9 protein-coding genes and 1 tRNA gene are annotated in these 13,686 nt (G+C 64.6%); 7 read left to right on the top strand and 3 right to left on the bottom strand.

Features of this window, described 5'->3' with window-relative positions; all coding sequences use genetic code 11:
* Window positions 1–17: 17 nt before the first annotated feature.
* Window positions 18–93: transfer RNA gene (locus tag FEZ59_RS25020), tRNA-Arg, on the bottom strand.
* Between the two features lie 243 nt (window positions 94–336).
* On the opposite strand from FEZ59_RS25020, the gene FEZ59_RS25015 reads away from it, so the two are divergent.
* The gene (locus FEZ59_RS25015) at window positions 337–2,706 is read left to right on the top strand and encodes a phosphoketolase family protein (RefSeq protein WP_133729319.1); all 2,370 of its coding nucleotides are present in this window, start codon (window positions 337–339) and stop codon (window positions 2,704–2,706) included.
* Between the two features lie 70 nt (window positions 2,707–2,776).
* Here FEZ59_RS25015 and FEZ59_RS25010 read toward each other — a convergent pair whose 3' ends face one another.
* Together FEZ59_RS25010 and FEZ59_RS25005 are read right to left on the bottom strand one after the other, a co-directional pair.
* Window positions 2,777–3,496 carry a DUF305 domain-containing protein gene (locus FEZ59_RS25010; RefSeq protein ID WP_172933354.1) on the bottom strand — a complete coding sequence of 240 codons (720 nt, stop codon included), beginning with the start codon at window positions 3,494–3,496 and terminating at the stop codon, window positions 2,777–2,779.
* Complete coding sequence (locus tag FEZ59_RS25005; protein ID WP_172933353.1) at window positions 3,489–4,316, bottom strand: DUF3105 domain-containing protein; 828 nt, start codon at window positions 4,314–4,316, stop codon at window positions 3,489–3,491. The genes FEZ59_RS25010 and FEZ59_RS25005 overlap by 8 nt, the downstream gene beginning before the upstream one ends.
* 216 nt (window positions 4,317–4,532) lie before the next feature.
* On the opposite strand from FEZ59_RS25005, the gene argS reads away from it, so the two are divergent.
* The 6 genes from argS to rho all read left to right on the top strand — a co-directional run bounded on the left by argS (window position 4,533) and on the right by rho (window position 13,632).
* Window positions 4,533–6,185, top strand: coding sequence for an arginine--tRNA ligase (gene argS, locus FEZ59_RS25000; RefSeq protein WP_019749183.1), 1,653 nt, complete (start codon window positions 4,533–4,535; stop codon window positions 6,183–6,185).
* Window positions 6,182–7,603 carry a diaminopimelate decarboxylase gene (gene lysA, locus FEZ59_RS24995; protein WP_019749182.1) on the top strand — a complete coding sequence of 474 codons (1,422 nt, stop codon included), beginning with the start codon at window positions 6,182–6,184 and terminating at the stop codon, window positions 7,601–7,603. The genes argS and lysA overlap by 4 nt, the downstream gene beginning before the upstream one ends.
* Window positions 7,600–8,913, top strand: a complete 1,314-nt coding sequence (locus tag FEZ59_RS24990; protein WP_007726192.1) for a homoserine dehydrogenase — start codon at window positions 7,600–7,602, stop codon at window positions 8,911–8,913. Before lysA ends, FEZ59_RS24990 begins: the two co-directional genes overlap by 4 nt.
* Window positions 8,910–9,992: a threonine synthase gene (thrC, locus tag FEZ59_RS24985; protein WP_003941280.1), complete on the top strand. Its 1,083-nt coding sequence runs from the start codon at window positions 8,910–8,912 to the stop codon at window positions 9,990–9,992. Before FEZ59_RS24990 ends, thrC begins: the two co-directional genes overlap by 4 nt.
* A 44-nt stretch (window positions 9,993–10,036) precedes the next feature.
* Window positions 10,037–10,981: a homoserine kinase gene (gene thrB, locus FEZ59_RS24980; RefSeq protein WP_007726194.1), complete on the top strand. Its 945-nt coding sequence runs from the start codon at window positions 10,037–10,039 to the stop codon at window positions 10,979–10,981.
* 503 nt (window positions 10,982–11,484) lie between these two features.
* Window positions 11,485–13,632 carry a transcription termination factor Rho gene (gene rho / locus FEZ59_RS24975; RefSeq protein ID WP_172933352.1) on the top strand — a complete coding sequence of 716 codons (2,148 nt, stop codon included), beginning with the start codon at window positions 11,485–11,487 and terminating at the stop codon, window positions 13,630–13,632.
* Window positions 13,633–13,686 lie beyond the last annotated feature (54 nt).

The following is a 13,686-nucleotide window of genomic DNA, read 5'->3' as shown; positions in this document are numbered from 1 at the left end:
GCTGACCTGCGTCTTCGTGGTGCCCCCGGCAGGATTCGAACCTGCGACCTTTCGCTCCGGAGGCGAACGCTCTATCCCCTGAGCTACGGGGGCGCACCGAATACTCGGTGTGCCGATTGGGCTGCGTTAGCGTAGCGCATCACGGGGGGACAAGACCAAACCGGCACCCGTCTCGGCATGGCGTCGTCGCGGGAGGCAGTCGAGGATGCGGCCGGGGACCATGGTCGTCGAATCATCTGTACCGACTGACTCGGATGCTTTTTACGCCTAGGCTCGGCTCTGAGCACAGGCTCGGGCGGACTGCTCGGGCACCCTCGTGAGGTACGGGAGTCGTTGATGACCGATCACCACTATTCCGAAGACCAGCTCGCGCTCGACCTGAAGTGGTGGGCAGCGGCCAACTACCTGACCGTTGCGCAGATCTATCTGAAAGACAACACGCTTCTGCGGGAACCGTTGCGAGCCGAGCACATCAAGCCTCGACTGCTCGGGCACTGGGGGACCAGCCCCGGCCTGTCGATGATCTACACGCTCCTCAATCGGCACATCGTCACCACTGATGCTGACTGGCTGTACGTCACCGGCCCGGGGCACGGCGGCCCGGCGCTGGTCGCGTCGACGTATCTCGAGGGAACGTATTCGGAGATCTATCCGGAAGTCTCGGACGACGCCGAGGGTATCCACCGGATGTGTCGGCGATTCTCGGCTCCCGGCGGAGTGCCCAGCCATGTGAGTGTGCAGACACCCGGAAGCATCCACGAAGGAGGCGAGCTCGGCTACGCCCTTGCGCATGCGGCCGGCGCTGCCTTCGATCATCCGAACCTCGTGGTGGCCTGTGTGATCGGCGACGGCGAAGCGGAGACCGGGCCGTTGTCCGGCTCGTGGAAGCTCCCGGCGTTCTTGAATCCACGACGCGACGGCGCGGTGTTGCCGATCCTGCACGTGAACGGCGCCAAGATCGCGGGCCCGACCGTGTACGGGCGCAGCAGCGACGAAGACATTCAGGCCTACCTCGGCGGCCAGGGGTGGGCGCCGATCGTCGTCTCCGGTGACGACCCCGACGTCGTGTTTCCTCAGTTGTATCAAGCGATCTCGCAGGCACACGAGAAGATCCGCGAGATGCAGGGTGCCGCACGCCGCGGCGAGGAGTGGACGGGTTCGTGGCCGGCAATCGTCTTGCGAACGCCGAAAGGATGGACCGGTCCACACACCGTCGACGGAATCTTGGTCGAGGGCACACATCGTGCGCACCAGGTGCCGTTGTCCGGCGTGCGAACCAACGAATCGCATCTGCGGCAACTCGAAGAGTGGATGCGGTCGTACCGTCCGGACGAGTTGTTCGACGCCAACGGATCACTCGTCGCGGACCTGGCGGCGCTCTCGCCGGCGGGGGACAAGCGCATGGGGAGCACTCCCTACGCGAACGGTGGACGACTTCGAGTCGATCTCCCGATGCCGCCGCTCGAAAAGTATGCGCTTCCCATCCAATCCCCGGGTTCGACCTTCCACGAGACGACGCGAGTGCTCGGCGAGCTTCTGCGCGACATCTACGCCGCCACGGAAACCGAGGACAGCGGCGGGATCTTCCGACTCTTCTGTCCGGACGAGACGTCGAGCAATCGCCTCGGCGCCGTGTTCGAGACAACCGACCGCTGCTGGCAACTGCCGATCACCGACTACGACGACGGGCTGTCCGCGGACGGTCGTGTCATGGAGGTCCTCAGCGAGCACCTCTGCGAGGGGTGGCTCGAGGGTTATCTGTTGTCCGGTCGACACGGGATGTTCGCGAGCTACGAAGCATTTGCGATGGTGAGTGTGTCGATGCTCATCCAGCACGCCAAGTGGCTCCAACATGCCGTCGACCTGCCGTGGCGGGCGTCCGTCGCTTCGCTCAACGTGCTGCTGACCAGTACATGCTGGCGCAACGATCACAACGGATTCAGTCATCAGGGCCCCGGCATGATCGACGCCGTTATTCCCTTGGCACCCAGTGTGATCCGCGTGTGGCTGCCGCCGGATTCCAACACCTTGCTCTCGATCTCGGATCACTGCCTGCGTAGTACCGACCACGTCAACTTGATAGTCGTGGACAAGCAACCGCATCTGCAGTACCTCACGCTCGAGCAAGCGCACGAGCACTGTGCGGCGGGCGCTTCGGTCTGGGAATGGGCCGGAACCGAGGCTCGCGGACAGGAACCGGACGTGGTCCTGGCCGCTGCGGGAGATGTGCCGACGCAGGAGATCCTGGCTGCTGCACAGTTGCTGCGCGATCACACGCCCGAACTGATCACCCGCGTCGTCAACGTCGTCGATCTGATGGCCCTGCTGACGCCAACCGAACATCCCCACGGATTTGGGGAGCGGGTCTTCCTCGACCTGTTCACCGCGCAGACCGACGTAGTGTTCGCATTCCACGGGTACTCGCGTGCGGTGCACGAACTGATTCACGGGCGTCCGAGTCCCGAACGCTTCCACGTTCGCGGATTCAGTGAACAGGGAACAACCACAACACCGTTCGACATGGTTGTCCTCAACAAGATGAGCCGCTACCACCTGGTGATCGAGGCGCTACGACGCTCCAAGCGTCGGCCGGCCGGGGCGTCCGAGTTGGCGGAGTTCTGCCGGACACAGCTCGAAAAGCACTCGCGTTACATCGTCGAGCACCTCGAAGACATGCCGGAGGTAGAAAACTGGACCTGGTCCTGAAATTCAGGACCAGGCCCAGTTGGGTCTGAACATTCTCGGTTCAGCTCAGTTCAGTGCAGTGCAGTGCAGTTCAGTTCATGGGCAGCGGCACTGCGCCGCGAGCTGCCAACATGTCGGTCATCAGCTTGGACTCGCTCTGCTGCGTGTTGACCATGGTCTGCGCCAGGCTGCGCACCGGACCCTCGGTGGCGTCGGCAGCTGCGTACTCCATCATCGGAAGCCCACCTTCGTGGTGACGAAGCATCAACTGCAGGAACAAGGTGTCGAGTTGCAGGCCTTCCGCCGCGCGGAGAGCCGCAAGGTCCTCGGGGGACGCCATGCCGGGCATGGTGTCGACCGGCCCGGAATGACTCATGTCCATCGTGGCCGAAGTCCCGTGCGATCCGTGGCCAGAGCCCGAATCGGACGACATCCACTCCATGTACGGGCCCACCTTGGACAGCGGCTGATCCCACATGGTCAGCCACGCCTGCATCTGGCCGAGCTGGTTCTGCTGCGTGGTCAAGATGTCGAACGCGAGCGTGCGTACGTCGTTGTCGGTGGACTTCGTCAGGGCGATGGACGCCATGTCGACGGCCTGGCTGTGATGCACGCTCATGTCCTGCGCGAAGCCCACGTCCACCGAATCCGAGGCCGGAACGGTCAGTGACGACTTCGCATCGGGTCCGAGGAGGTTGGTCAGTGCGCCGAGGGCAAAACCGACGGCGATCGCGCCGATCAGACCGATGATCAGCAGTGCGGTGCGCTGGCTCGGCTTCGAAGGCTGATCGATGCTCTGCGAACTATCCACCGGCGGGAACCTGCTCGTCGGTGGCCGGGGTAGCGCCCGTGCCGTCCATCTGGATGGCGTCGGCGCCCGGAGGTGTCGGATCGAACGGCGACGTCGACGGGGTGAACAGCGGGTTGGTGCAGCTCGCGCCGACCTCGGGGTAGACGTTCGGGTTCTGGTTCAACGCGGTGATGAACTGATCGATGCGATCGTCGTCGGCCTTGTCGATCTCGAGGCGATGGCCCCACGACTGCAGAGAAATGGGGCTGCTCTGACCGGGGTACGGCGACATCAGCATGTAGGACTTGCCGTTGACGCGCGCGGCGAGGCTGTCGATCTGGTCCTGGTCGACGAGATCGGGGTTGTACGTGATCCAGATGGCGCCGTGCTCGAGCGAGTGGACGGCGTTCTCGGTGCGGATCGGGTCGGCGTACACGGTTCCGGTGCAGTTCGCCCAGGTGGCGTCGTGCGGGCCGCCGAACGGCGGGGTCTGGTCGTACGCCACGCGCTGAGTGGAATCGACGTGCTGGCCGGCCGGGTACTCGATCTTGAGGACGCCGTCGATCTTGTCGGACGGATCCTTGTTCTCGGAGCTGTACTTGTACGGCTCGAGGGCCTGCCGCTCCTCGACCTTGGGCCACAGATTGATACCGAGCACGGCGATGAGTGCGAGCACAGCCACACCGGCGCCGATCGACAGCCAGGGGATCTGGCGGGGAGCGGGGACGCCGCCCTTGCCCTTCTTGGCCGGCCGACTGTTCTTGTTGGCGGCCTTGATGGCCTTGGCTGATTTGGCCCCGGAGTTCTTGTTGGGACCGCGACTATCGGAACCGCTTGGCATCGATTGGGCTCTTTCGGTGTGTGGGCTTGAGGTGTGGCGCGCCCGCGCATGAAGGTACGCGGTGGTAGCTCGGGCATTACCACTGTACTTTCCGAGTCTGAGGGCAAACTTTGAGAGTGGCGTGCGACACGCCACAGCGGCCCCGCGCACGTTCACGGAGAGCAAGGCGTGAGGCGAGTCTCCACTTCCGGTGTGCAGGCAATAGGATGAATACCTGTGACTCCAGCTGACCTTGCCGAACTGCTCCGCGGAACCGCAGCGAGCGTCCTTGCCGATCGTGGCCTCGACGTATCCGTGCTGCCCGAAACCCTAACCGTCGAGCGACCACGCAACCCCGAGCACGGCGATTACGCCACCAACATTGCCATGCAGGTAGCCAAGAAGGTCGGCACCAATCCCCGCGAGCTGGCGGGCTGGATCGCCGAAGCCCTCACCGCTGCCGACGGAATCGAATCCGCCGAGATCGCCGGACCCGGCTTCCTCAACATCCGGCTGGACAAGGACGCCCAGGGCGCGATCGTCGTGTCGGTTCTCGAAGCCGGTGCGTCGTACGGCTCGGGTGACTCCCTCGCCGGCAAGAAGATCAACCTCGAATTCGTCTCGGCCAACCCCACCGGACCGATTCACCTCGGTGGAACCCGTTGGGCTGCAGTCGGAGACGCGCTCGGACGCATTCTGTCCGCGCAGGGTGGATTGGTCACACGTGAGTACTACTTCAACGATCACGGTGCCCAGATCGACCGCTTCTCGCGTTCGCTGATCGCTGCAGCGAAGGGTGAACCTGCTCCGGAAGACGGTTACGCCGGTGCATACATCGCCGACATCGCCGCCTCGGTTCTGAAGCAGCGTCCCGACGTCATGGAGCTGCCCGCCGACGAGCAGCAGGAAACCTTCCGCGCCATCGGCGTCGAATTGATGTTCACGCACATCAAGCAGACCCTCCACGACTTCGGCGTCGACTTCGACGTCTACTTCCACGAGAACTCGCTCTTCGAATCCGGTGCGGTCGAGAAGGCCGTCGAATCCCTCAAGGGTTCGGGCAACCTCTTCCACGAAGACGGTGCGTGGTGGCTCAAGAGCACCGACTACGGCGACGACAAGGACCGCGTCGTCATCAAGAGCGACGGCAACGCCGCCTACATCGCCGGTGACATCGCCTACTTCCAGAACAAGCGCGCCCGCGGGTTCGACCTCTGCATCTACATGCTCGGTGCCGACCATCACGGATACATCGGCCGTCTCAAGGCTGCCGCGGCCGCATTCGGCGACGATCCGGACACCGTCGAGGTGCTGATCGGCCAGATGGTCAACCTCGTCAAGGACGGCACTGCCGTCAAGATGAGCAAGCGCGCAGGCACCGTCATCACCCTCGACGACCTCGTCGAGGCAATCGGCGTCGACGCCTCGCGTTACGTCATGATCCGCTCGTCGGTCGACTCGAGCATCGACATCGATCTCGACCTGTGGACCAAGACCAGCAGCGAGAACCCCGTCTACTACGTCCAGTACGCGCATGCACGCCTCTCGGCGATCGCTCGCAACGCCGCAGACCTCGGTCTGTCCGCCGACGCGAGCAACCTCGCCCTGCTCACCGTCGAGCAGGAGGGTGACCTCATCCGCACGATCGGCGAGTACCCACGCGTCGTGTCGAGCGCGGCGAATCTGCGTGAGCCGCACCGTATTGCCCGCTACCTCGAAGAACTCGCGGGTGCGTACCACCGCTTCTACGGCGCGTGCCGCATCCTTCCGCAAGGCGACGAAGACGCCACCGACGTGCACCGCGCGCGTCTGGCTCTCTGCGCCGCCACCCGACAGGTCCTGGCCAACGGCCTCGAACTGCTCGGCGTCACCGCACCGGAGCAAATGTGAACGCGCACCCCGCCGGCCCCAAGCATGCCGAGCAGTTGCAGGCCCCCGGCTTGCCCGACCGTCCTGCCAGCCCCGAAGCCTTCGGTGAACTCTCACCGCAGGTGTGGCCGCGCAACGCTTCTCGCGGCGACGACGGTGAAGTGACCCTCGCGGGTGTCAAGGTCGGTGAACTTGCCGAGAAGTACGGCACCCCGCTGTTCGTCATCGACGAGGACGACTTCCGCTCGCGCTGCCGCGACATGGCCCGCGCCTTCGGCCCGGATGCCAAGGTGCACTACGCATCCAAGGCATTCCTCTGTGGCGAGATCGCACGCTGGGTCGCCGACGAAGGCCTCTCGCTCGACGTCTGCTCCGGCGGCGAACTGGCGATCGCGTTGCACGCGGACTTCCCGGCCGAGCGAATTGCCATGCACGGCAACAACAAGTCAGTCGCCGAACTGGCCGCCGGTGTCGCCGCGGGCGTCGGACACGTCGTGCTCGACTCGGCGATCGAGATCGACCGACTCGATCGTGTCGCCGGTGAGGCCGGTGTCGTTCAGGACGTGTTGATCCGACTGACCGTCGGCGTCGAAGCGCATACCCACGAATTCATCTCCACCGCACACGAGGACCAGAAGTTCGGTTTCTCGCTGGCCGGGGGAGCGGCGATCGACGCGGTCCGTCGCGTCTTCGCTGCCGACAACTTGCGACTGGTCGGCCTGCACAGCCACATCGGTTCGCAGATCTTCGACGTCGACGGTTTCGAGGTGGCAGCGCACCGCGTGATCGGTTTGCTCCGCGACGTCGTCACCGAGTTCGGAGTCGAGAAGACCAAGCAGATTTCGATCATCGACCTCGGCGGCGGCATGGGGATCTCGTACATCCCCTCCGACGACCCGCCGCCCGTCGACGAACTGGCGGCAAAGCTCGGCCACATCGTGCGCAACGAGTCCGCCCTGGCCGGGTTGCCGGAGCCGACGCTTGCCGTCGAACCCGGCCGCGCCATCGCCGGACCTGGCACGGTGACGCTCTACGAGGTCGGCACCATCAAGGACGTCACGGTGGGTAGCTCGCTGACACGCCGCTACATCAGCGTCGACGGCGGGATGAGCGACAACATCCGCACGTCCCTCTACGGTGCGGAGTACGAAGCCAAGTTGGTTTCGCGAACTTCCGAGGCTGATCCCGTCGTTGCACGTATCGTCGGTAAGCACTGCGAGTCCGGTGACGTGGTCATTCGGGACACCTGGATGCCCGAGGACGTCGGGCCCGGTGATTTACTAGCGGTAGCAGCGACCGGTGCATACTGCTATTCGATGTCGAGCAGGTACAACCTGCTCACCCGCCCAGCCGTGGTGGCGGTGCGTGACGGAGTCTCACGCGTGATTCTGCGGAGGGAAACAGTGGAAGATCTGCTCAGCTTGGAGGTATCGCAGTGACGAGCGAATCGGCGCATCGCGCTATCGGTGTGGCCGTTCTCGGCCTCGGCAACGTCGGGAGCGAGGTCGTCCGGATCATTCGTGAGCAGGCCGAGGAACTCGAAGCTCGCGTCGGCGCCCCGTTGGAACTGCGGGGAGTTGCCGTCCGCCGTATCGGCTCGGACCGCGGAATTCCCGAGGAACTGCAGACGACGGACGCCGAGTCCCTGGTCGGTCGTGACGACGTCGACATCGTGGTCGAGGTGATCGGCGGAATCGAGCTCCCTCGCAAGCTGATTCTCTCTTCCCTCAACTCCGGTAAGTCGGTCGTGACCGCCAACAAGGCGCTGCTCGCGGACCACACCGGTGAATTGGCGGAGGCTGCAGAGGCCAACTCTGTCGACCTGTACTTCGAGGCCGCTGTTGCCGGTGCGATCCCCGTGATCCGCCCGCTCACACAGTCGTTGGCCGGAGACCGTGTCAACAAGGTCGCCGGAATCGTGAACGGCACCACCAACTTCATCCTCTCCGCGATGGACGAGACCGGCGCCGACTACGAGGAGACCCTCGCCGAAGCCGGACGCCTCGGATACGCGGAAGCCGACCCGACCGCGGACGTCGAAGGCTACGACGCCGCGGCGAAGGCTGCGATCCTCGCGTCGATTGCGTTCCACACCCGCGTCACAGCCGCGGACGTGTACCGCGAAGGAATCTCCACGATCACCTCCGCCGACCTGGCGTCGGCGAAGGCACTCGACTGCACGATCAAGTTGCTCTCGATCTGCGAGCGCATCGTCACGCCCAAGGGCAAGGAGCGGATTTCCGCTCGCGTGTACCCGGCGCTGGTTCCGCTCAGCCATCCGCTGGCCTCGGTCAACGGCGCGTTCAACGCCGTTGTCGTGGAAGCAGAGAACGCCGGCCGGCTCATGTTCTACGGCCAGGGCGCTGGCGGCGCCCCCACCGCTTCCGCGGTGATGGGTGACCTGGTGATGGCGGCGCGCAACAAGGTTCACGGCGGCCGCGGCCCCCGCGAGTCCAAGTACGCCAAGCTCAAGGTCGCCCCGATGGGCGACATCCTCACGCGCTACTACGTGAACATGGAGGTCGCGGACAAGGAAGGTGTGCTGTCCGCAGTCGCCGCCGAGTTCGCCAAGCACGGCGTGAGCATCTCCGTCGTCCGCCAGGAGGGCGCCGGCGCCGGCGCGCGTCTGGTGGTCGTCACTCATGTAGCAACCGACGCGGCACTCTCCGAGACCGTGGCGGCCCTCAACGAACTCGAATTCGTCACCGCTGTGACCAGCGTGCTGCGACTGGAAGGCACTGAACAATGACCGGCATCGTCAACCCCGTCCACAAGGCATGGCCGGGTCTCATCGAGGCATACCGGGACCGTCTCGCGATCGGTGACAACTGGAAGACCGTCACCCTGCGCGAAGGCGGCACCCCGCTCCTGCCGGCCGGCCACCTCTCCGAGATCACCGGCTGCGACGTCTACCTCAAGGTCGAGGGTCTCAACCCCACCGGTTCCTTCAAGGACCGCGGCATGACGATGGCCGTCACCGACGCCTTGGCCCGTGGCCAGCGCGCAGTTCTGTGCGCGTCCACCGGCAACACCTCCGCCTCGGCCGCTGCGTATGCAGCCAAGGCAGGCATGACCTGCGCCGTGCTCATCCCGCAGGGCAAGATCGCCATGGGCAAGCTTGCGCAGGCAGTCATGCACGGCGCCAAGATCATTCAGGTCCAGGGCAACTTCGACGACTGCCTCGAACTGGCTCGCAAGACCACGGCGGAATTCCCCACCATCGGTCTGGTCAACTCCGTCAACCCGGTGCGCATCGAAGGTCAGAAGACCGCGGCATTCGAGATCATGGACGTGCTCGGCAAGGCTCCCGACGTGCACGCTCTCCCGGTCGGAAACGCAGGAAACATCACCGCGTACTGGCGCGGATACTCCGAGTACTACGCGGACGGTCTGACCACGGTCAAGCCCCGCATGCTCGGCGTCCAGGCAGCCGGTGCGGCTCCGCTGGTCAACGGCGCACCCGTCAAGGATCCCGAAACCATCGCTACCGCAATCCGAATCGGTTCCCCCGCTTCCTGGAACGGCGCTGTCGCCGCGAAGGAAGAGTCGAACGGTGCGTTCCGTGCCGCCACCGACGAGAAGATCCTCGAGGCTTACCGTCTGATCGCCGCCACCGAGGGCGTCTTCGTCGAACCGGCGTCGGCAGCCAGTGTCGCCGGCCTGCTCGCCGCACGTGCAGAGGGCTGGCTCGAGCCGGGCCTGACCGTCGTGTGCACGGTGACCGGTAACGGTCTCAAGGATCCTGACACGGCTTTGAAGGGTATGCCGAACGTCGAGCCGATCGGTGTCGATCCCGTTGCCGTTGCGGCTGCCCTCGAGCTTGCATAGTGTCCGTGGATTCATCGACCACTCCGCGGAATCCGGTGTCTGACATGACTATAACCCTGCCTATCGGCCTTTCGGTGACTGCTCGCGTCCCGGCCTCGAGTGCAAACTTGGGGCCGGGGTTCGACACCCTCGGTCTGGCGTTGGGGTTGTACGACGAAATCGTGGTCACCACAACGGATTCGGGCCTTCAGATTCGCGTCGAAGGTGAAGGCGCTGCCGACGTACCTTGGGGTCCTTCGCATCTCGTGGTTCGCGCTATCGAGCGCGGTCTCGAAGCGGCCGGGGTGTGGGCCAGTGGCCTGGACGTGTTGTGCCGCAACGCGATCCCGCACTCGCGCGGGTTGGGATCCTCGGCTTCTGCGGCTGTCGGCGGACTGGCAGCAGCCAACGGTCTTGCGCGCGCACTCGATGCCGAGATCGGTTTGACGGAAGAGCAGTTGGTTCAGCTCTCGTCCGAGTTCGAAGGTCACCCGGACAACGCGTCTGCCAGTGTTCTCGGTGGCGCAGTCGTCTCGTGGAGTTGCCCACCGGCCGTCGAAGGCGACGAGCCGATCTACTCCGCGGCGAAACTCGATGTCCATCCCGACATCCGTGCTGTGGCACTGGTTCCCGAGGAGCGGTCGTCCACCGCACACACTCGTGGCCTCCTGCCCGAATTGGTTCCGCACCAGGATGCCTCGTTCAACGCGAGCCGCAGCGCGCTGGCTGTCGTTGCGCTCACTGCTCGGCCCGATCTGTTGATGGCAGCCACCGAGGATCGCCTGCATCAGGCGCAGCGCGCACCCGCACTGCCGCTCACGACGCGATGGATCGGGATCCTGCGCGAGGCGGGCATTGCCGCGACCGTTTCGGGAGCAGGCCCCACCGTGTTGGCGCTCAGCACAGAGCCTTTCCCCGTCGAGCTCGCCGAAGCGGCGCGGGCAGACGGACTACGTGTGCTCGAATTGGACATCGCCGACGGCGTCGAAGTATCCACGACGACGGTCTGATCCCTGCCTTGGTCCTGGTGATCGCCCACTACCGATCGGTAGTGAACTGACACACCCAGTCGTCCAAATTCTTGCCGGACTCAGGTTTGGACGCTATCCTGGGCTATGTCCGTACATCGTGCGCGTCAGTCGCCGGTGCATCACCAGGGGGCAAAACTCCTTCCCAATCGGGGTCCACAGTCCTTGGCATGATTCTCGCAGGCATGATCCTCACGCTTGTACCTTCTCCGAAGGTTTGAATCCTCCGCGGATCGAACACTCAGAGGTTCCATATCTCTGGGGTTCAACACACGGGGGAGTGAATCGTCGACGAAGGCGCGTTGGGCAGGTTTGCGAGCGCATGAAAAGTTTGAGGCGAGAGTTTCCGACAATCATGTGACGGCGGACAAGCCGGCAGTTCTGGACAGCAACCACGTACGGCACCACCGAGTTCGGTATTCAATCGAACTGCGGGACGAACCCTCGACTCTGCGCAGTGCGAGTGAGGGAAGGAAAGGACCTCCGTGACCGATACGGACCTCATCGCCACTTCTGCACCCGCCGGGTCGGAATCAGGCGACAATTCTCAGGCGTCATCTTCAGCATCGAACGGTGCGGTGGCGACCTCCACGAAGCGTGCCGAGACGCGCCGTGGTGCCGGACTCTCCGGCATGGTGCTCACCGAACTCCGCACTCTTGCGGGTGAACTGGGCATCAAAGGCACTTCCGGCATGCGCAAGGGCGACCTGATCGCAGCCATCAAGGAGCGCCAGGGCGGCAGCGCAAAGGCTGCACCCGCACAGAGCGAACTCACTCTCGACGACGCACCCGTTGCGCGCACTCGTGCCAAGAGCGCCCGCGCCGCACGCACCGAAACCCCCGCAGCCGAAACGGCTCCCGCGGCAGAATCCGCTCCTGCCGAGGCAGCGCCTGCGCGTACCGAATCCGCCGAGGATTCCGATCAGAGCGCACCCCGTCGTGGACGTCAGCGTCGCGGCGCCGCTCGTCGTGCAGGTTCACCCGACCAGGGTGAACTGAGCATCGAGCAGGACACTCCTTCGGCAAAGTCCGACGCGGACACCTCGAAGGCTGTCGATACCTCGAAGGTCGCCGAGACCGCCAAGGTTGAGGCCCCGGCCGAGCGTTCTGCGCGCACCGAGGGCAAGTCCGACGCTGATCAGGCTCCCGCCGAGCAGGGCAACGAGCGTCCCCGCCGCGAGCGCAACCGGGACAATCAGGGCCAGCGCGACAATCAGGGCCAGCGCGAGAACCAGGGCCAGCGCGAGAACCAGGGCAACCGGGGTAACCAGGATCGCCAGGACCGTCAGGATCGCGGCAATCAGAACAACGCCGGCCAGAACAACGCCGGTCCGCGTACGGACAACCGCAACAACGGACCGGACGACGACGAAGAGGGTGGACGCGGACGCCGCGGACGCCGTTTCCGCGAGCGCCGTGGCCGTGGTCGCGACCGCGGTGAGGGTGGCGCACCCAACGATTCGCGTGAGACCGAAATCCGCGAGGACGACGTCCTTCAGCCGGTCGCCGGCATCCTCGACGTGCTCGACAATTACGCCTTCGTGCGTACGTCCGGGTACCTCGCCGGTCCCAACGACGTCTACGTCTCCATGAACCTGATCCGCAAGAACGGCCTTCGCCGTGGCGACGCCATCACCGGTGCCGTCCGCGTCTCGCGTGACGGTGAGCAGGGCAGCCAGCGTCAGAAGTTCAACCCGCTGGTCCGCATCGACACGGTCAACGGCGGCGACGTCGAGGCCGCGAAGAAGCGCCCCGAGTTCAACAAGCTCACGCCGCTGTACCCGAACCAGCGTCTGCGCCTCGAGACCGAGCAGCACATTCTCACCACGCGTGTCATCGACCTGGTGATGCCCATCGGTAAGGGCCAGCGCGCCCTCATCGTGAGCCCGCCCAAGGCCGGTAAGACCAGCGTGTTGCAGGCGATCGCGAATGCCGTCGCCACCAACAATCCTGAGTGCTACCTGATGGTCATCCTCGTGGACGAGCGTCCCGAGGAAGTGACCGACATGCAGCGCAGCGTGAAGGGTGAGGTCATTTCCTCCACCTTCGACCGCCCGCCGGGAGATCACACCGCAGTTGCCGAGCTGGCAATCGAGCGTGCGAAGCGCCTGGTCGAGATGGGTAAGGACGTCGTCGTATTGCTCGACTCCATCACGCGTCTGGGTCGTGCGTACAACAACTCCTCGCCGGCGTCCGGACGCATCCTCTCCGGTGGTGTCGACTCGACGGCGCTCTACCCGCCGAAGCGTTTCCTCGGCGCTGCCCGCAACATCGAGAACGGCGGATCGCTCACCATCATCGCCACCGCGATGGTCGAGACCGGATCCACCGGCGACACCGTGATCTTCGAAGAGTTCAAGGGCACCGGCAACGCCGAGCTCAAGCTCGATCGCAAGATCGCCGAACGCCGCGTGTTCCCGGCCGTGGACGTCAACCCGTCCAGCACGCGTAAGGACGAGCTGCTCCTGAGCCCGGACGAAGCTGCTGTGCTGCACAAGCTCCGCCGCGTCCTGTCCGGTCTGGACTCGCATCAGGCCATCGATCTGCTGATCGATCGACTGAAGAAGAGCAAGAACAACCTCGAGTTCCTGATGCAGGTCTCCAAGACCGCACCGGGTGCGATCGACGACTGATCGACTCGACGTAAAAAGGCCCACAACCAGCTGGTTGTGGGCCTTTTGCGTGGG

Origin of the sequence: Rhodococcus sp. MS13, from assembly GCF_013277835.1 — a bacterium.
Taxonomy (GTDB): domain Bacteria; phylum Actinomycetota; class Actinomycetes; order Mycobacteriales; family Mycobacteriaceae; genus Rhodococcus_F; species Rhodococcus_F erythropolis.
Note: the sequence above shows the minus strand (reverse complement) of the source record. Positions and strands in the feature narration are given on the sequence as shown.